A 25,266-nucleotide genomic window follows, 5' to 3' on the forward strand; every position below is an offset into this window, starting at 1 on the left:
ACCAGGAGCCCGATCCATTCACCAGGAGCCCGATCCATTCGGCAAAGCCGTCACCCCGAAATAGCAGCAGATGCAGGATCCAGATGGCGTAGAGGACGACGATCCCGATCACGCCCCACTGCACGGCCACGTTCAGCGTCTGGTTATGCGGGTTGCCGATCACCTCGGCGGAGGCCTGGTACCGACCGCTGGGGGTCGCGACGCGCTCGAACAATCCGCGCGTCGAGCCGGTGCCGTGCCCCACGACCGGCGCCTCCGCGAAGAAGCCGAGCGACTTTCGCCAGAATTCGAGCCGCAGGCCGAGGGAGGTCGGCTCGCCCTTTTCCACATAGCGCGTGTAGTCGTCGGTAAACCGCTCGGCAGTATGTCGCAACTGCGGCGAGACCTGCCAAGCGAGGAAGGCGCCGGTGAGAAGCGCTGCGGCGACGATCCCGATGCTGGGCCATTTGAGGTGAAGCAGCGCGAACACGCCGAACATGATCGGAATGGTGACCAGCGCAGTGCGCGATACGACGACGAAGGCCATGTTGACGACGAAGCTGAGCGCAAGCGCGGTGAGCAGTGCGGCGAACCAGTAGCGCTTCTCGCGCAGCAGCATCACGATCGGATAGGCGAGCGCGACCGCGCAGAGCGCGAACTCCTGGCTCTGGTCGATGTAGTTCTTGACGAAGATGCCGCGCTCCACCGGGTCGGTCTTGAGCGAGAGATGCGGATAGAAGAGCACAAGCCAGGACATCACCGACAACAGCGCGCAGGATACCAGGAAGGCGATCAGCACCCAGTGCCCGCGCTGCGAGCGCTCGAAATGATAGAGCAGGACCGGTAGCACGAGCAGTTTAACCGTCGGATTGACCGCATAGAAGCGCGTGCCCCAGGGCGCATCCGACCACAGCGTTCCCGCCAGCGCGAGAATGACGAGCGCGATCGGCGCAAGGCAGATCGGTCGCTTCAGCGATTGCAGGAACGCGCGCAAATCGAGGAACGGCACCATGCAGAGCAGCATCAGCGCGTTGAAGATCCCCGCAAGGGACGTCGACCACGGCAGCGAAGCCGCGGTCAGGATCGCAAACAGGTCGACTGTCTCGCTCCAGGCCGCCGGACTGCGCAGGCGCCGCCGCAAGGTCTGGCCGGAGGTCTCCCGGGCAAGCACCGTCACTTGCTCCCTCCCCGGGCGCGGTGAACCAGCGCCGTCGTGCTGAAGCCCTGGAGGATGTCGACCAGCACGACCACCCCGCCCGCAGCCTCGACAACCTCGTGGCCGACCACCTGCTCGCGCGTGTAGTCGCCACCCTTCACCAGCACGCCGGGCTTGATCCGTGTGATCAGCTCGATCGGCGTGTCCTGCTCGAAGATGACGACAAGATCCACGGCCTCCAATGCGGCGAGCACCTCGGCACGCGCGCGTTCGTCCTGCACCGGGCGATCGGCACCCTTCAGGCGCCGGACCGAGGCGTCGCTGTTGAGCCCCACGATCAGGCGGTCACAGGCCGCGCGCGCCGCCGTCAGCACCTTGACGTGACCGGGATGGAGGATGTCGAAACAGCCGTTGGTGAAGCCGACACGCTGGCCCTGCCTTCTCCATTCGGCGAGCTGGGCATCGAGCGCGGCCGGATCGAGCACGATCTTCTCCTCGGCCGCGAGTGTGGCGTGCGGCAGGATCTTGCGTCGCAGCTCGGTCGTGCTCACGTTGGCGGTGCCCTGCTTACCCACCGCGACGGCCGCGGCGGCATTGGCGACGCGCAGCGCCGTGTCCCAGTCCGCGCCGGCCGCGAGCGACACCGCGAGCGCAGCGGCGACGGTGTCGCCGGCGCCGGAGACGTCGCGCACCTTCACAGGGAAAGCCGGAACGTGAACGGCCTCACCGTTGCGCGGCACCAGCGTCATGCCATGCTCGCCCTGCGTGACCAGGATTGCTTCGCAATCGGCGAGCCGCATCACGTCCTCGCTCGCCTCGACGATGCTCTGGGGCGTGTCGGCGCGGCTGCGGGTCGCCTCCGAAAATTCCTTTCGGTTGGGGGTCAGCAGCGTGGCACCACGATAGATCGCCCAGTTCAGGCTCTTGGGATCGACGATCACGGGCTTGCCGAGCTTTCGCGCTTCGTCGATGGTATGGCGGATCACGCGCGCGGTCAGCACGCCCTTGGCGTAATCGGACAGCAGCACGATGTCCGCAAGGGCGATCTGCGGCAGGATCGCATCGATCAATTTCGTTTCGATGTCATCAGATGCAGGCAGCGCCTGCTCCCAATCCGCGCGCAGCATATGCGTGGAAAAGTGCTCGGAGACGAAGCGGACCTTTCGCGTGGTCGGCCGCGAGGGATCGCACACCAGCACGCTTTCGATGCCGGCTTGCTCCTTGAGCGCCGCCGCGAGCCGTGCGCCGGCATCGTCCTCGCCGATGAGGCCGACGAAGATGCATCGCGCACCGAGCGAAGCGACGTTGCCCGCGACGTTGCCCGCGCCGCCGATGTGGATCTCGCTGCGCTGGGCGGCGATGACAGGCGCCGGCGCCTCCGGCGAGATCCGTGACACCTCGCCATAGACGAACTCGTCCAGCATGACGTCACCGATGCACAGCACCGTTCGGCCCGAGATGGCTTGCGCGAGGGCATCGAAATCGAGAATGGGAGTCGGCATGGTCTAAGGGGCCTCAACGAAAGCGATCGGGCCGGTCGAGATAGTCCCCGACATAGGCTTTCACCGCGTCCTCGAGCGTGGTGAAGCCGCCATTATAGCCAGCGCGGCACAGGCGATCGACCTTGCTCTCGGTGAAGTACTGGTAGCTGTCGCGGATGCTCTCCGGCATGTCGATGTATTCGATGTTGGGCCTGGTGCCCAGCGCGGCATAGGCAGAAAGCATGAGGTCCTTGAAGCTGCGCGCCTTGCCCGTGCCGACGTTGAACACGCCGGACACGGATGGCGTCGCCAGCAGCCACATGAGGACCCGCACGACATCGTCGACATAGATGAAATCGCGGCGCTGATCACCGTCCTCGATGCCCTCGCGATGCGACCTGAACAGCTGCACGACGCGGCCAGCCTTGACGTCGTCGAAGCGCCGCGCCAGCACGCTCATCATCGAGCCCTTGTGATATTCGTTGGGACCGAACACGTTGAAGAACTTCAGCCCGGCCCATTGCGGCGGGAGCGGCTCGCCGTTCGCGACGCGTCCGCCGACCGCAAGATCGAACAGGTGCTTGCTCCAGCCGTAGAGATTCATCGGCCGCAACTTCTTCAGCGCCGGCAGCGAGCCGTCGTCGTCGAAGCCTTCCATGCCATCGCCATAGGTCGCTGCCGAGGAGGCATAGATGAACGGGACTGCGTTCATCGTGCACCATTCCAGAAGACGCATCGACAGGCGGAAATTGGTCTCGATGACAAGGTCGCCGTCGGTCGCGGTCGTGGCGGAAATCGCCCCGAGATGGACCATCGCGTCCAGCTTGCGGCCCTTCAGCCAGTCCATCAGCTCGGCCGGGGGAACGATATCCACAAGCTGCCGCTTGGCGAGATTGCGCCACTTGCCCTCGGTGCCGAGCCAGTCGCAGACCACGACGTCGCTGCGACCCGCGTCATTGAGCGCGGCCACGACATTCGATCCGATAAAACCGGCTCCGCCGGTCACCAGCAACATTCCGAAATCCCTGCCCGATTTTGCGGCCCGGTCCTGCCGTAGCGCATGAGCCGCCAAAGTGTAAGCAGTTTTGGACTGAGAGGCCTGCCGGCTTTACCTGCCGGCCCGGAGCGGCTAACCGAACCGCCACGTTGGATTGCCTCACCCCAATTATCGAATGAATCAAGATTCGGAACTTAGCGGAAATGCAGACCGGAGCGACACCCGGCCGATCCTGATCATTCCCTACATGTGGATCGGCGATTTCGTGCGTAATCACACGGTCGTGCGTGTCTTGAAGGAGCGCTGGCCAAACCGGCCGGTCGATCTTCTGACCACCTCGCTCTGCGCCCCGCTGGTCGATTACATGCCCGGCGTGCGGGAAGGCGTTGTGTGGGACTTGCCCCGGGGCCGGCTCGCCATAGCCCGCCAATTCCGCCTGGCCAAGCTCCTGCGCGAGCGGAACTACGGCACCGCGCTGGTGCTGCCCCGCACATGGAAGGCGGCTATTGCGCCGGCCCTGGCGGGTATTCCTGAACGGGTCGGCTTTGTCGGCGAGTTCCGGTTCGGCCTGATCAACCGCTGGCGCTGGGGTGAGAAGAAGCTGCCCCGCTTCATCGACAAGAATGCCGCTTTGGCCCAGCCCAACGGAGCCCCCTTGCCGCCGGAATGGCCGGTGCCGCAACTCCGGGTCCCCGTCGAGGAGATCGCCAGCTGGCGCCAAGCCAACGGCCTCAGCGCCGGAGCCGCGGTGGCGCTCGCCCCCGGCTCGGTAGGTGTCTCAAAACGCTGGACCTATTATCCCGAGGCTGCCCGGCTTCTGGTCGAGCGCGGCCTGGAGGTCTGGGTGGTTGGCGGCCCCGCCGAGAAGGGCCTCGCCCAGGAGATCGTTGCGGCCGGCGGTCCCGGCGTGCGTGACCTCACCGGCACCGATCTGCGCAACGGCGTCCTCGCCATGGCCGCGGCCGGCGTTGCGATCTCCAACGATTCCGGCCTGATGCACATCGCAGCCGCCCTGGGCACGCCCACCATGGGGATTTTCGGTCCCACCAGCCCCTATCTGTGGGCACCGCTCAACGGCCTCGCCGCGACCGTTGTGCAGGACAGGGAAGTGCTGTCCTGCCAGCCCTGCCAGAGCACCATCTGCAAGATGAATGATCATCGCTGCATGGGGAATATCGCGGCCAGCGAGGTGGTGAAGATTGCGGAGCGGGTGCTGGGGGAAGCCGGGGCAAGGGTGACGAGCTGAGGCGATCGTGGCTCGCACCAATGATGGCATCCTGCCACTGTTTTGCCCGACGAGTCAAAATTTGATTCGAAAAATCCGCAGTCCGTCGAACTCTCCGCCAAACCCTTGATTTTGCTGACCCGGCTACTGTGCATGGGGTTGTTTTCGTGTTTTTGTTTGCGCTCCGCGAAAATCGCCCGAGAGCAGCGGCCGATAGACCTCGGCGATCCGCGCTGCTTCGGCATCGAGGCTGAAGCTTGCCAGCACCCGCGCCCGCCCGCGCTCGCCCATCGCGGTGGCTGCAGCCACATCGCGCATCAGCGGCTCAAGGGCCGCGGCGAGCGCATCGGCATCGCCGGTCGGGATCAGCACGCCGGTGACGCCATCCTCCACCACGAGTTCGGCCGCGCCGGCGCGTGCGGCAACGAGCGCGCTGCCGGCCGCCATCGCCTCGATCAGCGTCAGGCCGAAGCCTTCGTTGCGCGAGGTAAAGGCGTAGATCGTCAGGCGCTGATACCAGCGCTGCACCGCCTCGATCGGCAACTCGCCGGTGATGACGATTCGCGATTGCAGGTTGGCGGCTTCGATGCGCGTCTTCAGGTCGTTGGCAAAGGGCATCTGCTCGGGCGTGACCTGCCCGACGATGACGGCGGTGAAATCCGGATAGTGCGGCAGCAGGCGGCACATCGCCTCGACGAACAGATCGGTGCCCTTCTGCGCACGGACGCGGCCGAAGCAGCCGATGGCATGGCGGCCCGGCAGGCCGCTTTCGGCGAAGGCAGCAGCGCGATCCATCGGCGGTGCATAGACCTCGGTGTCGACGCCGTGCGGGATCACCGTCGCCGCCACCTTCAGGAACGACGCCGAGACATCTGACGTCGCGATGATCGCATCCATGCGCCGGATCAGCCAGCGCGTGATCCAGCTGTGGTGCCGCTGCGCCGCTGAGGTGAATACCACCTTGAGCGGCCAGCCGAACGCGCGCAGCACGACGCCTGCGATCATCTCGTTGTTGCGGCGCGCATGCCAGATCAACGGTCGCCTGCGGCGCCACAGCTTCAGAAGATCCGCAATGCCGAGTCGCCCGATCCCCTCCGGCGTATCCGAGCCGAACCACGCCGCGCGATAGAGTTTCGCCAGCCGCGGCGCCACCATCCGGTTGGTCGCGGTGACCCCGGAATAGCGCCTGTGCAGATTTGGCACGATCACGTCGAGGTCGCCGGGGGAGTTCGCCACGTCATGCTCCGTTTCGCAAAGTCCCTATACGCAACATTAAGCATAGTGACCAGTTCAGCTGTGCCGATACCCCCTCTTCACCACGCAAGCGCTAAGTTTGCGCGTTGATCTGAGACGGGTGAGATCATGGCTGTGCTAGTCACCGGCGGCGCCGGCTATATTGGAAGTCACACGGTCCTGGCGCTGGCGGAAGCCGGCGAGGATGTCGTCGTGATCGACGATCTCTCCACCGGATTCTCCACCTATCTGCCGGAAGGCGTGCCGCTGTTCATCGGCGACGCCGGCGACGAGAACCTGCTCGAGGGCGTGATCGCCCAGCACGACATCGAGAGCATCATTCATTTCGCGGGCTCAGTGGTCGTGCCGGACTCGATGCGCGATCCGCTCGGCTACTATCGCAACAACTTCACGACGGCGCGCAACCTGCTCAACGTCGCGGTCAAGCGCGGCATCGGCCGCTTCATCTTTTCCTCGACGGCCGCCGTCTACGGCAATCCGGACCAGGTGCCGGTGCCCGAGCACGCGCCGACCCGGCCGCTATCGCCGTACGGCTCGTCGAAGCTGATGACCGAGATCATGCTGCACGACGTCGCGGCGGCCTACGGCATGCAGTACGTGACCTTGCGCTATTTCAACGTCGCCGGCGCCGATCCGCAGGCGCGCATCGGCCTCGCCACGGTCGGCGCGACGCATCTGCTCAAGATCGCCGTGGAAGCCGCGACCGGCCAGCGCGCCAAGATCGACGTGTTCGGCACCGACTATCCGACCCCGGACGGAAGCTGCATCCGCGATTTCATCCACGTCACCGACCTGTCGCAGGCCCATCGCTCGGCGCTTGCCTATCTGCGCAACGGCGGCGCCTCGATGACGCTCAATTGCGGCTATGGCCGCGGCTATTCGGTGCTGGAGACGATCGACGCGGTGCGCCGCGTTTCGGGCCGCAGCTTCGCCGTGCAATACGCACCGCGCCGGCCTGGCGACATCATGACCATGGTCGCCGACACCAGCCGCATCCGCGGCCTGCTCGACTGGAAGCCGCAATACGAGGACCTCGAGACCATCGCAGCACACGCGCTGGCGTGGGAGGACAAGCTGTTCCGCGAGCGCCACGGCGATCTCCGCCACGCCGTCTCGGCCTAGAATCGTCCCAAGCGCAAGCCCTTAATTGGGCTTGAAAAACCCCGCTTGAGCGGGCACAGAGGCCCATCGATCCCTGACGCGCGGGCAGGCTTTGTCCTGCGCCGTCAATGGACACCTGATGGCGCAGTTTCCAAAGAGAATCACCGACGATCCCTACGCGGCAGTGGTCCTGATCCGCCGCCTGATCACGGAACAGGGCATCGTCTATTGGCGGCGCTACCTCGTCGCCTTCGCCCTGATGGCGCTCGCCGCAGGTGCGACCGCCGGCGCGACCTATGTGCTCGGCCAGGTCATCAACCAGGCCTATGTTGACAAGAACGTCCCGGGCATCGCGATGTTCTCGGGCATCACCGTGATCCTGCTCTTCATCAAGGGCGTGGCGACCTACGGCCACATGGTGATCCTGACGAAGATTTCGAACGCCATCCTCGCCACCAACCAGCGCCAGCTCTTCGCCAAGCTGATGCGCGAGAGCGTCGGCTTCTTCTCAGAGCGGCACTCCTCCGAATTCCTGGCACGGCTGACGGCCGGCGCCAAATCCATCACCGACGTGCTCAACATGCTGGTCAACGCCGTCGGCCGCGACCTGTTGATGCTGCTTGCCATGATCGGCGTGATGGTGTGGCAGGATCCGCTGATGTCCTTCATCGGCCTCGTCGCGGTGCCGCCGGCGATGCTGGTGCTGCGCAAGCTAGTCAAGCGCATCAAAGGCCTCGCCTTCAACCAGTTCACCGGCACCGCCGACATCATGGAGACGATGCAGGAATCGCTGCAGGGCATCCGCACCGTCAAGGCGTTCACGCTCGAAGAGACCATGCAGAAGCGCATCGACGAGAACATCGCGGTCGTCGAACGCAATGCCAACAAGATGGCCCGCGTTGCCAACCGTTCCAACCCGCTGATGGAGATGTTAGGGGGCTTCGCGGTCGCCGGCTGCCTGATGTACGGCGGCTATGCCGTGGTCGCGCTCAATGCCACGCCCGGCGCGTTCTTCTCCTTCATGACCGCGTTCCTGATGGCGACCGAGCCGGCCAAGCGGCTGGCCAGGCTCAACATCGACCTCAACAGCCAGCTCGTCGGTGCGCGCATGCTGCTCGAGATCATCGACAGCCCGGCGAGCGAGTATGCCGACGACGACAAGCCGGCACTGAAGCTGTCCGATGCCCGGATCGAGCTGCGCGACGTCAGCTTCTCGTATCGCGATGGCGAAACCGTGCTCAACCGCATGAGCTTCGTCGCAGAGCCCGGCAAGGTCACCGCTTTGGTCGGCCCCTCCGGCGGCGGCAAGTCTACGGTGCTGGCGCTGCTCTTGCGCTTCTACGAGGTAACGCAGGGCGACATCGTGATCGACGGCCAGTCGATCGGCGCGGTCTCGCGCAAGTCACTGCGCGCGCAGACCGCCTATGTCGGCCAGGACGTCTATCTGTTCCGCGACACCATCCGCAACAACATCGCCTTCGGCCGACCCGGCGCGGGCGAGGACGAGATCATCGGCGCCGCGAAGGCGGCCTGCGCGCATGATTTCATCATGGGCTTCCCGCTCGGCTACGACACGCCAGTCGGCGAGCATGGCACGCAGCTGTCCGGCGGTCAGCGCCAGCGCATCGCGGTGGCGCGCGCGCTCATCAAGAACGCACCGATCATCCTCCTGGACGAAGCCACCGCCGCGCTCGATTCTGAATCCGAGCGCCAGGTGCAGGAAGCGATCGAGCATCTCTGCCAGAACCGCACCACCATCGTGATCGCGCATCGCCTGCACACCATCATGCACGCGGATGCGATTCTCGTGGTCGAGGGCGGTGAGATCGTCGAGCAGGGCCGGCATGACGAACTGCTGCGTCGCGGTGGGCGCTATGCGTCGTTCTTCCGGCTGCAACATCACGATTCCGGTGCCCTGGCGCCGATCAGCGCAACGGCATAGAGTTCCTCATCAACCTCAAGAGCAGCGAGATCCGCGATATGAACGCCGCCTCCTACGTCATCCCGCTTCCGCCCCAGGCTTCGCTTCCCGTCGTTGGCGAGAGCGGCCGGTATCCGGTGCGCCGCATCTGGTGCGTCGGACGCAACTATCTCGAGCACATCCGCGAGATGGGCAATGACGAGCGCGCCCCGCCGTTCTTCTTCGCCAAGCACGCCGACATGCTGGTGCCCGACGGCGCCACCATTCCCTATCCGCCGCTGACCAAGGACCTGCATCACGAGGTCGAGTTGATCGTGGCGATGAAGAGCGGTGGGCTGAATATCCCTCCCGACAAGGCGCTGGACCACGTCTACGGCTACGCCGTCGGCATCGATCTCACCCGCCGCGATCTCCAGATCGCCTCGCGCAAGAAAGAGCGCCCCTGGGAGATCGGCAAGTCGTTCGACTATTCGGCGCCCTGCTCCGCGGTTCAGCCGGCCTCGAAGATCGGCCATCCCTCCAAGGGCAAGATCTGGCTGACCGTCAACGGCAAGGAAGCGCAAAAGGGCGACCTCACAGAGCTGATCTGGAACGTGCCGGAGATCATCTGGCAGCTCTCGCAGCAAGTGAAGCTCGCGGCCGGCGACATCATCATGACGGGCACGCCAGCGGGCGTGTCGCAGCTCCAGCCCGGCGACAAGCTCGAATGCGGGGTCGACGGCGTCGGCACGCTGAAGGTAAGCATCGGTCAGCCGGAATAGCTGCGCGGCGTCAAGCTCAGAAGGCCCCGGAGGTGTCCGGGGCCTTTTTTTGTTCAACGCAACGCCGACCACACGATGAGGCCGAGGATCAGCACCGTGAGCGAGTATTTCAGCGTATAGTAGACGTTGCGATTCCACTCCTTGACTTTGCGGCTGGCGAGATGGATCTCGTAGAGCTTGCCGAACACCTTGTTGAGCACGCCGACATTCTCACCCTCAACGTTCTGCGTCGCCGATGCCTTGACGATGTGATGGCTGACCCAGCGGTTGATGGCAGTCATGAAGCCGTATTTCATCGGGCGCTCGACGTCGCAGAACAGGATGATGCGGTTGACGTCGGTCGCGTTCTCGGCGCTGTGGATGAAGGTCTCGTCGAACATGAAGGCCTCGCCGTCGCGCCAGACGCATTCGACGCCGTCGACGAGGATCCGGCACTTGTTTGAGTTCGGCGTAACCAGGCCGAGATGATAGCGCAGGGAGCCGGCGAAGGGATCGCGATGGGCCCCTAGCTTGCCGCCCGGGGGCAGCACCGCGAACATCGCGCCGTGCACGCTCGGGATCGCGTTGAGCAGCTCAACCGTCTTCGGGCACAGCGTGCGCGCCGAAGGCAGGAAGTCGTCGTACCATTTCAGGTAAAACCGCTTCCAGCCGCTCTTGAAGAACGAGTAGAAGCCCCAGTCGTTGTTCTTCGCAGCGGCGCGGATGAAGCCCTCGTCGAACAGGCGTACCGCCTCGTCGCGAATGGTCTCCCAATTTTCGCTCAGCGGCTTGAGCTCCGGAAACTGCTCGACCGAGATCACCGGCTTGTTGGGCACGGCCGAGCCCGCATACATCAGCACGTTGTAGGGCGCGAGATAGGTCGAGTGGTCGCCGAGCTGGCGCGCGAAACGCAGCCGCTGCTTGCCGCGAAAGTGAACGTAGATTGTCGAGGCCGCAAGCACATACAGAACGACGAGTTGCGGTGCAAAAAGCTGTTTCAACATTCCCCAGTTCCCGAGTGACCCAGCCGGGGACGTCATCTACTCCAACCGCACCCGAGCGACAAGATATTCGCCACTGGGTTGTAGTCACGCCGGAGAGAGCGACGGGATGGAACTTGGGGCCGAATCGCGAGACGAGCGAATCAGGCCCGCGACAGCGCCTGGAGCCCCTTGAAGGTCAGGCGCTTGGGATCGGTGACGCCCGCCAGGTAAAGCCGGCGGATGAAGGCAATGACGGCTTCGCGGTCGCAATCGGTCAGCGCGACGACGGCGTCGACCGCGATCTTCTGGGCTTCCATTGGGCTCACCTCGGCCTTGCGAGTAACCCCGGCCGAGACAGGCTAGGACTCATCCGTTAAATCCGCGTTAACCGTCCAGGAACCATCGCCGATTCAACCCAAGCGCAGTATACGCAAAACAACGCATTGTCGGTGCGATCACGAATATCGCATCACACCGTCGTCGATCCGGCCGAAGCGCAGGGAGACAATGTCGAGCGCGTAGTTCTGATACAGCCGCCACGGCCGCTTCGAGCCCTGCTTCGGCATCTTCGCAATCGAGCGCTGTACATAACCCGAGGTGAAGTCGAGCGATGGCTGCAGGGTGACGTTCGGGTCGTCATTGTGCGGCATGCATTGGCGGAAATTGTGCCGGTCCATGTAGTTGATGAGCCGGCAGACATATTCGCAGGTGAGATCGCATTTCAACGTCCATGACGCATTGGTGTAGCCGAAGGCGGAAGCCATGTTCGGCACGTCGGCATACATCATGCCCTTGTAGGTCAGCCTGCTCGCGAAATCGACGGCGCGGCCGTCGACGCTGACCTCGAGACCGCCGACCACCTGGAGCACCAGCCCGGTCGCGGTGACGATGATGTCGGCGGCAAGCTCGCGGCCATCCCTGAGCCGGATGCCGTCGCGCGTGAACGTATCGATCTCGCTGGTGACGACGGATGCGCGCTGCTCCCGGAGAGCCTTGAACAAGTCGCCGTCAGGCACCAGGCACAACCGCTGATCCCAGGGATTGTAGCGCGGCGTGAAATGGGTGGCGACGTCATAATCGGGACCAAGGGCCATCTGCACGCCCTTGAGGATGAGGTCCTTCACCTTGGCCGGCCGGCGCCGGCTGAGCTGGAAGAAGAACATCCCCCACATCACGTTGCGCCAGCGGATCAGATGATAGGCAAGGCGCGGCGGCAGATTGCGGCGCAGCTTGTTGGCAACGGGATCCTGCGCTGGCCTCGACACCACATAGGTTGGCGAGCGCTGCAGCATGGTGACGTGCGCCGCCGTCTTGGCGAGCTCAGGCACCAGCGTCACCGCGGTCGCGCCCGAACCGATCACAACGACGCGTTTGCCCGCGTAGTCGATATCGTCGGTCCATTTCTGCGGGTGTACGACGCGGCCGGCGAAATCCGTCACGCCCGTGAACTCCGGGGTGTAGCCCGCCTCGTATTTGTAATAGCCCGAGCACATGAACAGGAAATTGCAGGTGAACCGCACGAGCTCGGCAGCGCCTTCGCCTGAGATGCGCTCGGCTTCCACCGTCCAGCGCGCATCCGCCGTGGACCAGCAGGCACGCTTGACGCGATGGCGGAAGCGGATGTGCTTGTCGATGCCGTTCTCGACGGCGGTCTCGCGCACATAGTTCAGGATCTGCGGCCCGTCCGCAATCGCCTTCGGATCGGTCCAGGGCTTGAAGGAATAGCCGAGCGTGAACATGTCGCTGTCCGAGCGGATGCCGGGATAGCGAAACAGGTCCCAGGTGCCGCCGATGCAGTCACGCCCCTCCAGGATCACGAAGCTCTTGCCGGGGCACTTGGTCTGCAAATGATAGCCCGCGCCGATGCCGGACAAGCCGGCACCGACGATCAGGACGTCGAAGTGTTCTTGTTGCATGGTTTCCTCCGCCTGCGCGGATTGTCCGCCCGTCGCTGCTGGCCGTCAATTGGCAATCAGCCGCGCAACAACTGCAAAGCGAGTTGAATTCCAAGCGCCGAAACAAGAAAGCCCCGGATCGCTCCGGGGCTTTGCGTCGATGGGCGGTCGAACCAGCAAATCAGTACCGGTAGTGGTCCGACTTGTACGGGCCTTCCTGCTTGACGCCGATGTAGTCGGCCTGGTCCTTGCGCAGTTCGGTCAGCTTCACGCCGATCTTGGCGAGGTGCAGGCGCGCGACCTTCTCGTCGAGCGTCTTCGGCAGCACGTAGACCTTCTTCTCGTACTTGCCGTCTTTGTTGTTGGCGAACAGCTCGATCTGCGCCAGCGTCTGGTTGGTGAAGGACGCCGACATGACGAAGGACGGATGACCCATGGCGTTGCCGAGATTCACGAGGCGGCCTTCCGATAGCATGATGATTCGGTGCTTGTCGGGGAATTCGATCTCGTCGACCTGCGGTTTGATGTTGGTCCACTTCAGGTTACGGAGAGCCGCGATCTGGATCTCGTTGTCGAAGTGCCCGATGTTGCACACGATGGCGCGATCCTTCATCGCGCGCATGTGCTCGATGGTAATGATGTCCTTGTTGCCGGTGGCGGTGACGAAGATGTCGGCGCGGGGCGCGGCGTCTTCCATGGTCACGACCTCGTAGCCCTCCATCGCCGCCTGCAGCGCGCAGATCGGGTCGATTTCCGACACCATGACGCGGCACCCGGCCTGGCGCAGCGACGCCGCCGAGCCTTTGCCGACGTCGCCGAAACCGGCGACCATCGCAACCTTGCCCGACAGCATCACGTCGGTGCCGCGGCGGATGCCGTCGACCAGCGACTCACGGCAGCCATAGAGGTTGTCGAACTTCGACTTGGTCACGCTGTCGTTGACGTTGATGGCCGGCCACAGCAGCGTGCCTGCCTTCTGCATGTCATAGAGACGATGCACGCCCGTGGTCGTCTCTTCGGAAACGCCCTTGATGCTCTTGGCGATCCCGGCGAAGTAGCCCTTCGGCTTCTCCTTGAGCTGCTTCTTCAAAAGCGCGAAGAAGACTTCCTCTTCCTCGGAGCCGGGCTTGTCGAGGAAGGCAGTGTCGCCGTTCTCGGCGCGCAGACCGAGATGGACGTACATGGTGGCGTCGCCGCCGTCGTCGAGGATCATGTTCGGATGACCGCCACCGTGCCAGTCGAATAGCTTTGCGGTGTAGTCCCAGTAGTCGGTCAGCGTCTCGCCCTTGACGGCGAACACGGGAATGCCGGCGGCGGCGATCGCGGCCGCGGCGTGGTCCTGCGTCGAATAGATGTTGCAGGACACCCAGCGGATGTCGGCGCCGAGGGCTGCAAGCGTTTCGATCAGCACAGCGGTCTGGATGGTCATGTGCAGGGAGCCGGCGATGCGCGCGCCTTTCAGGGGCTGCTTCGGGCCGTACTCCTCGCGGGTGGCCATCAGACCGGGCATCTCGGTCTCGGCGAGCGAGATCTCCTTGCGGCCGAAATCGGCCAGCGAAATGTCCTTGACGATGTAGTCGGTGAAGCCGGGCTTCGCGTTCATAGGGGGTTCCTGTTTGTTTGGCTCGTCATTCCGGGCACTCGTGAAAACGGGCGAACTCGGAGCCGAAGGATCAAGATCCCGGGGCGTGCCGATGTGGCGGCGCCCCGGAATGATGCTAGAGACTACAGCGCGCGCTTGAGCTGCTCGACGAGGTCGGTCTTCTCCCAGGAGAAGCCACCCTCGTTGTCGGGCGTGCGGCCGAAATGACCGTAAGCAGAAGTACGTGCGTAGATCGGGCGGTTGAGGTCGAGATGGGTGCGGATCCCGCGGGGCGTCAGATCCATCGCCTGCGCCACCGCCTTCTCGAGCTTGTCCTCCGACACCTTACCGGTGCCGTGGGTGTCAATGTAGATCGACAGCGGACGCGCCACGCCGATGGCGTAGGCAAGCTGCAGCGTGCAGCGGTCGGCAAGACCGGCGGCAACGATGTTCTTGGCAACGTAGCGCGCAGCATAGGCCGCCGAACGGTCGACCTTCGTAGGGTCCTTTCCGGAGAATGCGCCGCCGCCATGCGGAGCCGCACCGCCATAGGTGTCGACGATGATCTTGCGGCCGGTCAGGCCGGTATCGCCGTCGGGACCGCCGATGAAGAACTTGCCGGTCGGATTGATGTGCCAGATCGTCTTCGGCGTGATCCAGTCCTTGGGCAGCGCCTCGCGCACATAGGGCTCGACGATGTCGCGGATCTGCTTGGACGAGATGTCCTCGATCAGGTGCTGGTGCGAGACCACGATCTCGCGCACGCCGACCGGCTTGCCGTTCTCGTACTGCACGGTGACCTGGCTCTTGGAGTCCGGACCCAGCACCTTCTCCTTGCCGGAGTGGCGGGCTTCGGAGATCAGGCGCAGGATCTTGTGGGCGTAGAAGATCGGCGCCGGCATCAGATCAGGCGTCTCGTTGGTGGCGTAACCGAACATGATACCCTGGTCGCCCGCGCCTTCTTCCTTGACCTCACCCGGCTGCAGCGCATCGACGCCCTGCGCGATGTCGGCCGACTGCGGATGCAGGAGGATCTCGATGTCGCAGGTCTTCCAGTGGAAGCCTTCCTGTTCGTAGCCGATGTCCTTGATCGCGTTGCGGACCACGCTCTCGATCTGCTCGTTGGTCACCGACTTCGGACCACGGGTCTCACCGGCGATCACCACCTTGTTGGTGGTCGCGAGCGTCTCGCACGCGGCGCGGATCTGCCAGGGATCGATGCCGGCCTTCGGCCCTTCACGATAGAACAGGTCGACGATCTCATCGGAAATCCGGTCACAGACCTTGTCCGGATGGCCTTCGGAGACGGACTCGCTGGTGAAGAGATAGGACGCGCGCATCAGTAACCCCTTGTTCCGCCACTAGCCGGCGGGCGTTTGCGATGTTTACTTTGAATGATGTCAATCACGCCGGCGCGAGATGACGTAGGATTCGTCGAGAAACCAGAGTCCGTTGTATTTTCGCAGCACGTCCCTGGCGGCATCCAGGGTGCGGCCGTTTTGAGTCATTTCCGTCAACCGGTCGTCCTCAATCTGAGCGACATACACCGCCGCATTCCACGCTGCAAAGGCCGTCGAGGTTCCGATTGTGCCGGTGACCTCGTTGGGCAGCGCTTCCATATCATACCTGAAGATCGAACGGTTATCCGCGTAGGCATTAAAATTTAAGTCGCGGCCCACCGATCCAAGTTCATACTTAACTGCACGCAGTAGCTCATGACGGCTGACCGAGAAAGGATTTTCTCCAGGCCAGATCGCCTGGATCATTTCCATGCCCGGATCCTGGCCATGGGAGTGAATTCCGATCAACCGACCGCCCGGCCGAAGCGCTCGCGCCAGAGGCGCGATGATCCGCTTGGCCCGGAAATTGACGGAGGACAGAGCCCGATAGGGTTGAGATGCGATGACAAGGTCGAAATTGGCTTCGGCCTGGCCCGGCCGCGGAATGGTCGAATCCAGCAGGAACCTGTGGTCTTCGCGGTAGAGCACGAGGACGACCGGCCGCTCGTAGAGCGGCATGGCCGTCCGTGGGCTGATGGCCGCGCGCCAATTCTGCTCCAGGAACGGCCTTAACTCGGCAATCTGCTGCTCGAACTCGCCCGATGAAGCGCCGCGAAGCGGGACTTCGTGCCACACGGTAGCGGCCGCCGCTGCAGGCGACGCCGGCGTGAGCCAGGGCGCTTCCGCATAGAACATGTTGGTAAAGACGAATACCGACGCCGGATGCTCAAAAATGCGGTCAGGCACCTTCTCGAGCGTGAGGCGCAGGTCCTCGAGACTGAGTTCCTTCCCGGCAACGTAGAACGGCATATGCGGGAAGCGCTGGTGCGTCGCGCGCAGCACCCGCGCCAGCACCGTGCCGTCGCCGACCCCGGCGTCAAACAGGCGCAGCGCCGGAGGTCGCGGATGGATCGAGGCAAGCTCCAGGGCGACCCTGTCCGCGATCACACGCTTTTCGCTGCAGGTGTGGACGAACAGCAGGTATTTTTGGCGGTTCTCGAAGAAGCGGAAGTTTCCGCGCGGATCACGCTTTTCCGGCGGCACCTGGAGCCCCCGCGGCGGCGGAGCGCCGCCGGCCATCGACGCCGCCATATAGGCCTGGATTCGCTCGAGCGTGTCGATGGTGATGCGCTTGCCCTCGCGCAGGCGATGCACGAGCTTCCCATCGTTTACCGCGCGCCGGCCGAACGTCGATTCCGCCATGTCCGCCTTCCGGCAGAACTCGGTGATCTGGCTCAGGATTTCGTCGTTCTTCATGCGGTGGGAATGCCGTGGGCAGAGCGATTGGGTCGCTCGGACGTAGCAAATTCTGCCCACTCTGGGAATAGCGGATCGGGCGCCGGGTATATGCGCCGGCGAACGTCCCCTGATTCGGCACGCGAGCGCGCCGGTGAAGCGACCCGAGGGCGAAGGCGCGACGCGCGGCTGTCGAAGCTGACGCGGTGGGGCTGAGGGATCGGCCGCGAAGAACGAGCAGCCGAGCGCTCGAACTCGTCACTGCTGGGCGAGGTTCATCTGGCGGAGAAATGAGGTCGGATTGACCTTGATTGCCATGTTGTTCGCCACAACGCTGAGCTGTCGTGCCCGGCTTGACCGGGCAATCCAGTGCTCCGTGACGCCAATGATTGACCCGAGAAGCCGCAGCGTACCGGACTCCCCGCTTTCGCGGGGAATGACGGTGAGTATGTAGTGAAGGCTCGCGGTACTCGTGCGCCGGAGCGCGTACGCCTTAGTTCCCCCACACTTCCTTCGCGATCTCGACCGCGAGGCTGAGCTTGGCCCATTGCTCTTCCTCGGAGAGGATGTTGCCCTCTTCCGTCGAGGCGAAGCCGCATTGCGGAGAGAGGGCGAGCTGCTCCAGGGGAGCGAACTTGGCGGCTTCTTCCAGGCGGCGCTTGATGTCGTCCTTCTTCTCGAGCTCGCCGAACTTCGAAGTGATGACGCCGACCACGACGACCTTGTTGCCCTTAGGCAGGAAGCGCAGCGGCTCGAAGCCACCGGCGCGATCGCTGTCGTATTCGAGGAAGTAGCCGTCATAATTGGTGCCGGCCAGCATGGTCTCGGCGACCGGCTCGTAGCCACCCGAGGAGATCCAGGTCGAGCGGAAATTGCCGCGGCAGACATGCGTCGTCACCACCATGTCGGCAGGCTTTTCGGCCAGCGCATAGTTGATGATGCGCGCATAGATCTGCTGCAGACCGTCCGGATTGTCGCCGCGCTCGCGCGCCTTCTGCAATTCGTCCTGCGAGCAGAGATACGCCCAGACCGTGTCATCGAACTGGAGATAGCGGCAGCCCGCGTCGTAGAACGCCTTCACGGCCTTGCGGTAGGTCTTGCCTAAGTCTTCATAGAAGGCGTCGAGATCGGGATAGACGTCCTTCGAAATCGACTTGCGCCCGCCGCGGAAGTGCAGCACCGCCGGCGACGGGATCGTCATCTTGGCGGTGACATGCGCCTGGTCGGCGCACTTCTTCAGGAAGCGGAAGTGGTCGAGCATCGGATGATCGTCGGGAAAGTCGAGCTTGCCAATCACGCGGACCGCGTCGTGACGGGTTTGCACGCCCGCGAACTGAATGCCGGTGTCGGGGTGGAACAGCTCGCAGCCGGTCAACTTCGCCAGGAAGTCGAAGTGCCACCAGGAGCGGCGGAATTCGCCGTCGGTCGCGAGCTTGAGCCCGATCGAGGCCTGCTTGTGCACGACCTTCTCGATCTCCATGTCCTCGATCTTGCGCAGATCGTCGGCCGAGATTTCGCCCTTCTCGAGACGAGTGCGGGCTTCCTTGATCTTGGCCGGGCGCAGGAGACTGCCGACCTCGTCGGCGCGGAAGGGGGCTCTGGTTCGCTGCATTCTTTACTCCCAAAGGTTTTCTAGTGGGCCGCCGTCCCTGTGACGCCGAGGTGGCGCTCCAGGACCGACGGGTCGGCCTTCAGCGCGGCGCTTGGGGCATCATGGACGATCGTTCCGCGCTCCAATATCACAACGCGATCGGCCAGCCCCAGAATCTTTTGGGCATTCTGCTCGACGATGATCGAGCAGATCCCGCCTGCCCGCGTGATGCTGCCGATCGCCTTCAGCAGTTCCTCGACGATGATGGGAGCAAGACCCTCCGTCGGCTCATCGAGCAGCAGCACTTTCGGATTGAGGGTCAGCGCGCGGCCGATCGCCAGCATCTGCTGCTCGCCGCCGGAAAGCTGGTTGCCGAAATTGCTTCGCCGCTCCTTCAGTCGCGGGAACATCTCGTAGACCTTCTCGAAGGTCCAGGGACCCGGCTGCGCCACCGCGGTCATGTTCTCCTCTACCGTGAGCGAGCGGAAGATGTTGCGCTCCTGCGGCACCCAGCCGATGCCGGCACGTGCCCGCTGGTCAGGCCGGAGCAAGGTAAGATCCGTGCCGGCGAGCGCAATCGAGCCGGAGAAGCAGCGGGTGACGCCAACGATGGAGTTGATCAACGTCGTCTTGCCGGTGCCGTTGCGGCCGAGCAGCGCCAGCACCTGTCCCTCGGCAAGGCCCAGCGACATGTTCGGCAGGACCACCGCCTCGCCATAACCGGCGCGAAGTGAATCGATCGCGAGCAGGTCAGACATCGACCGCTTCCTCGCCGAGATAGACGGCCTTCACCTGCGGATCGCGCGCGACCTGCTCGGGTGGCCCTTCCGTGAGCAGAGCGCCCGAGACCAGCACCGAGATGCGGTCGGCAAAGGAGAAGACGAGGTCCATGTCGTGCTCGATCAGGAGTACGGTCACATCGCGCGGCAGCGCGCCGACCACGGCAAGAATGTCATGCCGTTCGCTCTCGGGCACGCCGGCGGCCGGCTCGTCGAGCAGCAAGACGCGCGGCTTGGTTGCGATGGCGACCGCGATCTCGAGCAGCCGCTGCTTGCCATAAGGCAGCGTCACGGTCTGCTCGTTCATGGCATCGAGCAGATGGAAGCGCGTAAGCAGATCGGCGATTTCGTCGTTGACGTCATTGCGCGTGCCCATGCGCCGCCACCAGTCGCCGCCATGGCCGAGGCGCTCCGAGACCGCGAGCCCGATAGTCTCGAGCGGAGTCAGGTCAGGATAGAGCTGGTTGATCTGGAAGGTGCGCGACAAGCCACGCAGCACGCGCCTGTGCACGGGCAGATCGGTGATGTCCTGGCCCTCGAGCAGGATGCGGCCCGAGTTCGGCTTGAGCACTCCGGTGAGCTGGTTGATGACCGTGGTCTTGCCGGCCCCGTTCGGGCCGATCAGCGCGTGGCGGGCCCCCTGCTCGACCTTCAAGGACAGATCGCGGGTGACGCGCAGGCCGCCGAACTGCTTTTCGAGGTTCTTCGTTTCGAGCGCGATGGTCATGCGTCGCCCTCCGGCACAGCGACGACAGCCTTGCGCCCGGCGACCATCCTGAGGATCAGATTGGGCACATAGAGTACCCACCGGTGCATGCGCTGGCGGCCGACCAGCACGATCACGACCAGCACGAGGCCGATCCAGAATTGCCAGTATTGCGGGGTAATGGTGGAGAACAATTCCTGGAGCAGGCGGAAGACAACCGCGCCGATCAGCCCGCCATAGAGATAGCCGGTGCCGCCAATGACGAGGACCAGCATCAGGTCGGCGGATCGCTCGAAGGCAAAGACATCGAGCGAGGCGATCGCGGTGGTCTGGGTGAACAGCGCCCCCGCAATGCCGGCATAGAACGCTGCCAGGGTATAAACTGCGATCAGGCGGCAGTTGACGGGGATGCCGATCGCGGCGGCGCGCAGCGGATTGTTCTTGATCGCGCGCAGTGACAGGCCGAACGGCGAATGCACGACGCGGCGTGCGAACAGGAAGAGCAGGAACAGCACGGCCAGCGAGTAGAAGAAGCCCGCCTTGCCGAACATGTCGAACGGGATCTGGCCGAAAATCGGCTGCATCTCGATGCCTTGCAGGCCGTCGGTGCCGCCGGTGATGTTGGAGAAGCGTTCGGCGAGCGCCTCCAGCAGTAGGGCGATGCCGAGCGTCACCATCAAGCGTGTCAGGTCGACGCCGCGGATCACGAGGAAGCTGGTGGCGAAACCGAGCACCATGGCAGCAAGGCCAGCGGCGATCAGCGCGAGCACCGGCTCATTGATGATGCCGTGAAGTGCGAGAAGGCCCGCCGCATAGGCGCCGACGCCAAAGAAGGCGGCGTGGCCGAGGGAGACGATGCCGGCATAACCCAAGATAAGATCGAGCGACATCGTGAACAGCGCCAGCCGCAGGATATCGGTCATGATCAGGTAGCGAGACGGAAACAGGAACCCGCAGGACAGCACGATGAGCCAGAAGGCGATTTCACCGTAATGCCAGCGCGCCTGGCGCTGGGCGTTATAACCAACGTCGGAAGCAGCGCTCATCGGCGAACTCAACGCGCGGCCGTGCGACCGAACAGGCCGTTCGGACGCCAGATCAGGATCACGATCATGATGGTGTAGATCACGAACGGCCCCATCTTCGGCACGTAATACTTGCCAGCGACGTCGCCGATGCCGAGCAGGAGTGAGGCCAGGAACGGGCCGGTGATCGAAGAGGAGCCGCCAACGGTGACCACGATCAGGAAGTAGATCATGAATTTCAGCGGGAAGTATGGATCGAGGCCGAGAATCTCGGCGCTGAGCGCGCCGCCGAGGCCGGCAAGTCCGCAACCGAAGGCAAAGGTGAGCGCGAACACCTGCGGCACGTTGATGCCGAGACCGCTCGCGGCGCGGGGGTCGTCAACCGCTGCGCGCAGGCGACTGCCGAACCGCGTCTTCGCCAGCACCAGCTGAAGCGCGATGGTAAGCAAGCCGCAGATCACGATGATCATCAGCCGGTATCGGCCGATGCCGACGCCGAACAGGTCGAACTGGCCCTGAAGCGCGGCCGGCAGATTGATGAACACCCGGGACGAGCCCTGGATGTAATCGACGGCCGCAACCGACATGAAGGTCAGGCCAATGGTAAACAGCACCTGGTCGAGATGGCTGCGCGCGTAGAGGTGGCGGTACAGCGTACGCTCCAGCGCAATGCCAATCGCTGCAGATGAGACGAAAGCGAGCGGCAGGGCCGCGAAGAACGGCCAGCCCATCCTGTTGACCAACACCATACAGACGTAGCCGCCGGCCATGGCAAACGCGCCGTGGGCAAGATTGACGAAGTTCATCAGCCCGAGCGTGACCGCAAGTCCGCAGGCGAGCACGAACAGCAGCATGCCGTAGGCAACGCCATCGAACAGGTTGGTGAGGATTGCGGTCATCGGGAGCGGAAAACCCCTGGGTCATCACTCGTCATTCCGGGCAGCGCTGGGCGCTGAACCCGGAATCTCGTTTCAGCAATTGCGAGATCCCGGTTTCGGTCCAATGCGCCCCCGGGATACCCTGCTCTCGCGCATCACTTCTTGGTCTTGCCGAGATCCTTGACGGCTTCGAACGTCGCAAATTCGACGTTGTAGAGTTCGCCGTCGACCTTCTCGACCTTGCGGATGTAGATGTTCTGCACGATGTCGCGGGTCTCGGGATCGATCGAGATCGGGCCGCGCGGGCTCTCCCACTTCTGGCCCTTCATGGCTTCGATCAGCTTGTCGCCGTTGGTGTCGCCGCCCGTCTTCTTCAATGCCTCGTAGATCAGATGGATGCCGTCATAGCCACCCACAGCCATGAAGCCCGGACGGTTGCCGAAAGCCTTCTTGTAGGCTGCGACGAAATCCTTGTTCATCTGCGAGGGATGCGCCGCGGAATAGAGATGCGCCGTGACGGTGCCGAGCACGGCATCCCCCATGTTGTTGAGCAGGTCGTCGTCCGTGACGTCGCCGGGCCCGATCACCTTGATGCCGGCCTTGTCGAGCCCGCGCTCGGCATACTGTTTCATGAAGTTGCCGCCCTGGCCCGCCGGCACGAAGACGAAGATCGCGTCGGGCTTGGCGTCCTTCATGCGCTGGAGAAACGGCGCGAAGTCAGGGTTTTGCAGGGGAACCTTGACCTCTTCGACCACCTCGCCTCCGCCGGCCGTGAAGTGCTGCTTGAAGAAATTCAGCGCGTCGTTGCCCGGTGCGTAGTCGGAAGTCAGGGTTGCGACCTTCTTGATGCCGTTCTTGGCGGCCCAATCACCGATGATGGTCGAGGACTGCGCCAGCGTGAAGCTGGTGCGAACGATGTAAGGCGAACGCTCGGTGATGATGGAGGTGCCGGCTGCCATCACGATTTCCGGAATCTTGGCCTGCGTGGCCAGCGGTGCGGCGGCAAGCGCGGCCGGCGTCACGCCGAACCCGGCGATGAAACTGACCTTGTCGTTGACGATCAATTCCTGCGCGGCGGTCTTGGTCTTGTCCGGGATCGCGGCGTCGTCCTTGACAATGATCTCGATCTTCTTGCCGGCGACGGTGTCGCCCTTCTGCTGCATGTAGAGCTTGATCGCGTTCTCGATCTGCTTGCCGGTCGAGGCTTGGCCGCCGGTCATCGGCAGGATCAGACCGATCTTGACGCTGTCCGCGGCCTTGACTGGCGCGAGACCGGCAAGGCCTGCAATGGCCGTAACGGCAGCAGCCCAAGTCGCCTTACCAATCGCCCTATGAGACAATTGTTTGCGTTCGAACATCAGATGTCCCTCCCCTTCATTCCTGACTCTTGTGCCTGGACCGAGTGCCCGGTCCTTTGCCTCAACCGTTGGCTCTGCGCGGAGTGATCGTCGCGCACCACATGGGCGTCTTTCGCGCCCTCCTTGTCAATCGGACGTTTGGCGACTCTTCGGCGCAAGCCCGTGACCGTCGTATGGAAGCATGCCACGGCTTACGCCGGGATAGCTCGAGCACCCGGATGCGGTCGCCGTAATTTGCACGAATGTACAAAGAAAATGAACTTGTCAATAAAACCCTTCCGTCGCACCGATTTGTGTTGGGCTCGAACCGCGCCTCGCAGTTTAGAAGTGCGGCGGGCCAAGCGGATGGAGAATTGCGTCTTTCTTTTGCAGTATTTGTACATCCGCCTTCCTTGGCTCCGCGCATTTGGTAATAAACTACCTACCTCGAATAAGTCTATTTTACCTTGTTGATGGCTACTCTCCCGTCCGCCGGCTCAGCCGGCGCCAGATGATCGAATGCGTGCGCGCTCACACAATGCCCAGGAATTTTCGTTCCGCCCTCGCTATCGTTGCGCTTGCCGCAGGAATGTCGGGCTGTGGGACGGTCAACGAGAGGCTTTCCGCCGGGATGGGCGACTACGTCCCGCAATGGGCCGGGGGCCTGCCGGCCGATGCTCCGCCGCGTCCGGGCACACCGCAGTACGACGCCTACATGAGGGAACGCGAACGCAAGCGGCTGCTGCCGGCGGCGGAGCGCGAAAAGGAGGAGCAGTCGCAGAAGGGTGCGACGGGCACCACTTCGGGCAACGAGATGCGTTGACCCGCCGCCGTTGTTCCAGGGCGATGCGTCAGCATCGAAAACCTGCAATCTCGAGATCTCCGGATTCGCGCTTCGCGCGCTCCGGAATGACTTCCACCTAATCCACGAACACCACCGTCTTGCGGCCGTTAAGGATGACACGATCGTCGAGATGGTAGCGGATGGCCCGTGCCAGCACGCGGCGCTCGATGTCACGGCCCTTGCGAACCAGATCTTCCGGCGTGTCGCGATGGCTGATGCGCTCGACGTCCTGGTCGATGATCGGCCCCTCGTCGAGGTCGCGCGTCACGTAATGTGCGGTCGCGCCGATCAGCTTGACGCCGCGCTCATGCGCCTGGTGGTAGGGCTTTGCGCCCTTGAAGCCCGGCAGGAACGAGTGGTGGATGTTGATGCAACGCCCCGACAGCTTTCCCGAGAGATCGTCCGAGAGGATCTGCATGTAGCGGGCGAGCACGACGAGATCGGTCTTCGTCTTGCCGACGAGATCCATGATCTGCCCCTCCTGCTCGCGCTTGGTCTCCTTGGTGACAGGCAGGTGGTGAAACGGAATGCCGCCGAAATCGAGTCCGGCATAGACCTCGCGCGGATGGTTGGACACGATCGCGGTCGGAATCATCGGCAATTCGCCAGTGCGCCAGCGGTAGAGGATGTCGACCAGGCAGTGGTCGGATTTCGACACGAGCAGCATCACCTTGCGATGCGTAGCGCGGTCGCGCATCTGCCACTCCATGCCGAAGCGCTCGGCGATCGCGGCAAAGCCGGTCTGGAGCGCCGACAATTCCACGGCGAGGTCGGCCGCTGTGAACACCACCCGCATGAAGAACTTCCTGGTCTCGACGTCGTCGAACTGCTGGGCGTCGAGGATGTTCTGTCCATTGTGGGCGAGGAACGTCGAAACCGCCGAGACGATGCCGGGACGATCCGGACAGGACAGGGTCAGGACATATTGATGGTCGGGCATGGCTCTCGATGAAGGTTTGTGCAGCGGAACTATCTGCGATTTGCGCCCTGCTCTAGCATCGACCACGCCCTTGCGCCAATCCCGCGCCCAGAGTCAGGATGAACGGACGATTGCGAA

At 63.5% G+C, this 25,266-nt stretch carries 22 protein-coding genes; 5 read left to right on the forward strand and 17 right to left on the reverse strand.

The features are described from left to right. From ASG57_RS23625 to rfaD, 3 genes are all read right to left on the reverse strand, one after another. Positions 1-1,156, reverse strand: a 1,156-nt coding sequence (locus ASG57_RS23625; protein WP_057197681.1) for an O-antigen ligase family protein, incomplete at its 3' end; no start/stop codon positions are given. Further along, on the reverse strand, positions 1,153-2,637 hold the full coding sequence (gene rfaE1, locus ASG57_RS23630; RefSeq protein WP_057197683.1) for a D-glycero-beta-D-manno-heptose-7-phosphate kinase: 1,485 nt from the start codon (positions 2,635-2,637) through the stop codon (positions 1,153-1,155). The genes rfaE1 and ASG57_RS23625, both read right to left, overlap by 4 nt. Positions 2,638-2,650: 13 nt before the next feature. Continuing rightward, positions 2,651-3,631, reverse strand: coding sequence for an ADP-glyceromanno-heptose 6-epimerase (gene rfaD, locus ASG57_RS23635; RefSeq protein WP_057197685.1), 981 nt, complete (start codon positions 3,629-3,631; stop codon positions 2,651-2,653). A gap of 157 nt (positions 3,632-3,788) precedes the next feature. On the opposite strand from rfaD, the gene waaF reads away from it, so the two are divergent. Beyond that, positions 3,789-4,859, forward strand: coding sequence for a lipopolysaccharide heptosyltransferase II (gene waaF, locus ASG57_RS23640; RefSeq protein ID WP_057197687.1), 1,071 nt, complete (start codon positions 3,789-3,791; stop codon positions 4,857-4,859). A gap of 123 nt (positions 4,860-4,982) precedes the next feature. On the opposite strand, the gene ASG57_RS23645 is transcribed toward waaF, so the two are convergent. Continuing rightward, positions 4,983-6,074 carry a glycosyltransferase family 4 protein gene (locus ASG57_RS23645; protein ID WP_057197689.1) on the reverse strand — a complete coding sequence of 364 codons (1,092 nt, stop codon included), beginning with the start codon at positions 6,072-6,074 and terminating at the stop codon, positions 4,983-4,985. A 126-nt stretch (positions 6,075-6,200) separates the two neighbouring features. Between ASG57_RS23645 and galE the strand changes: the two genes are divergently transcribed. The 3 genes from galE to ASG57_RS23660 all read left to right on the forward strand — a co-directional run bounded on the left by galE (position 6,201) and on the right by ASG57_RS23660 (position 9,875). Continuing rightward, positions 6,201-7,214 (forward strand): UDP-glucose 4-epimerase GalE, encoded by a 1,014-nt coding sequence (gene galE, locus ASG57_RS23650; protein ID WP_024343332.1) that lies wholly within the window; start codon positions 6,201-6,203, stop codon positions 7,212-7,214. Positions 7,215-7,332: 118 nt separating this feature from the next. Further along, positions 7,333-9,135, forward strand: coding sequence for an ABC transporter ATP-binding protein (locus tag ASG57_RS23655; RefSeq protein ID WP_024343331.1), 1,803 nt, complete (start codon positions 7,333-7,335; stop codon positions 9,133-9,135). A 38-nt stretch (positions 9,136-9,173) separates the two neighbouring features. Further along, a complete protein-coding gene (locus ASG57_RS23660) occupies positions 9,174-9,875 on the forward strand; it encodes a fumarylacetoacetate hydrolase family protein (RefSeq protein ID WP_024343330.1) in 702 nt (233 codons plus the stop codon). A 53-nt stretch (positions 9,876-9,928) separates the two neighbouring features. Here ASG57_RS23660 and ASG57_RS23665 read toward each other — a convergent pair whose 3' ends face one another. From ASG57_RS23665 to ASG57_RS23715, 12 genes are all read right to left on the reverse strand, one after another. Continuing rightward, positions 9,929-10,858 (reverse strand): aspartyl/asparaginyl beta-hydroxylase domain-containing protein, encoded by a 930-nt coding sequence (locus tag ASG57_RS23665; protein WP_024343329.1) that lies wholly within the window; start codon positions 10,856-10,858, stop codon positions 9,929-9,931. Positions 10,859-10,998: 140 nt separating this feature from the next. Beyond that, the gene (locus tag ASG57_RS38805; protein WP_162832013.1) at positions 10,999-11,154 is read right to left on the reverse strand and encodes a hypothetical protein; all 156 of its coding nucleotides are present in this window, start codon (positions 11,152-11,154) and stop codon (positions 10,999-11,001) included. Positions 11,155-11,292: 138 nt separating this feature from the next. After that, entirely contained in the window at positions 11,293-12,753 is a 1,461-nt protein-coding gene (locus ASG57_RS23670; protein WP_024343328.1) for a flavin-containing monooxygenase, read from the reverse strand. A gap of 160 nt (positions 12,754-12,913) precedes the next feature. Then, positions 12,914-14,335: an adenosylhomocysteinase gene (gene ahcY / locus ASG57_RS23675; protein WP_024343327.1), complete on the reverse strand. Its 1,422-nt coding sequence runs from the start codon at positions 14,333-14,335 to the stop codon at positions 12,914-12,916. A 122-nt stretch (positions 14,336-14,457) separates the two neighbouring features. Next, positions 14,458-15,654 carry a methionine adenosyltransferase gene (gene metK, locus ASG57_RS23680; protein WP_024343326.1) on the reverse strand — a complete coding sequence of 399 codons (1,197 nt, stop codon included), beginning with the start codon at positions 15,652-15,654 and terminating at the stop codon, positions 14,458-14,460. A 60-nt stretch (positions 15,655-15,714) separates the two neighbouring features. Then, a complete protein-coding gene (locus ASG57_RS23685) occupies positions 15,715-17,070 on the reverse strand; it encodes a hypothetical protein (RefSeq protein WP_024343325.1) in 1,356 nt (451 codons plus the stop codon). A 472-nt stretch (positions 17,071-17,542) separates the two neighbouring features. Beyond that, complete coding sequence (locus tag ASG57_RS23690; protein ID WP_024343324.1) at positions 17,543-18,661, reverse strand: cobalamin-independent methionine synthase II family protein; 1,119 nt, start codon at positions 18,659-18,661, stop codon at positions 17,543-17,545. Between the two features lie 20 nt (positions 18,662-18,681). Continuing rightward, positions 18,682-19,398 carry an ABC transporter ATP-binding protein gene (locus ASG57_RS23695; RefSeq protein WP_024343323.1) on the reverse strand — a complete coding sequence of 239 codons (717 nt, stop codon included), beginning with the start codon at positions 19,396-19,398 and terminating at the stop codon, positions 18,682-18,684. Next, on the reverse strand, positions 19,391-20,146 hold the full coding sequence (locus ASG57_RS23700) for an ABC transporter ATP-binding protein (protein WP_024343322.1): 756 nt from the start codon (positions 20,144-20,146) through the stop codon (positions 19,391-19,393). Before ASG57_RS23700 ends, ASG57_RS23695 begins: the two co-directional genes overlap by 8 nt. Beyond that, on the reverse strand, positions 20,143-21,171 hold the full coding sequence (locus tag ASG57_RS23705; protein WP_057197691.1) for a branched-chain amino acid ABC transporter permease: 1,029 nt from the start codon (positions 21,169-21,171) through the stop codon (positions 20,143-20,145). The genes ASG57_RS23700 and ASG57_RS23705 overlap by 4 nt, the downstream gene beginning before the upstream one ends. A gap of 8 nt (positions 21,172-21,179) precedes the next feature. Beyond that, positions 21,180-22,049, reverse strand: coding sequence for a branched-chain amino acid ABC transporter permease (locus ASG57_RS23710; RefSeq protein ID WP_057197693.1), 870 nt, complete (start codon positions 22,047-22,049; stop codon positions 21,180-21,182). 134 nt (positions 22,050-22,183) lie between these two features. Continuing rightward, positions 22,184-23,386: an ABC transporter substrate-binding protein gene (locus ASG57_RS23715; RefSeq protein WP_024343319.1), complete on the reverse strand. Its 1,203-nt coding sequence runs from the start codon at positions 23,384-23,386 to the stop codon at positions 22,184-22,186. 517 nt (positions 23,387-23,903) lie between these two features. Between ASG57_RS23715 and ASG57_RS23720 the strand changes: the two genes are divergently transcribed. After that, positions 23,904-24,188: a hypothetical protein gene (locus tag ASG57_RS23720; RefSeq protein ID WP_024343318.1), complete on the forward strand. Its 285-nt coding sequence runs from the start codon at positions 23,904-23,906 to the stop codon at positions 24,186-24,188. Between the two features lie 97 nt (positions 24,189-24,285). Here ASG57_RS23720 and purU read toward each other — a convergent pair whose 3' ends face one another. Further along, complete coding sequence (gene purU, locus ASG57_RS23725) at positions 24,286-25,149, reverse strand: formyltetrahydrofolate deformylase (protein ID WP_024343317.1); 864 nt, start codon at positions 25,147-25,149, stop codon at positions 24,286-24,288. Positions 25,150-25,266: the final 117 nt, after the last annotated feature.

Origin of the sequence: Bradyrhizobium sp. Leaf396, from assembly GCF_001424605.1 — a bacterium.
In the GTDB taxonomy this organism is placed as follows: Bacteria; Pseudomonadota; Alphaproteobacteria; order Rhizobiales; family Xanthobacteraceae; genus Bradyrhizobium; species Bradyrhizobium japonicum_C.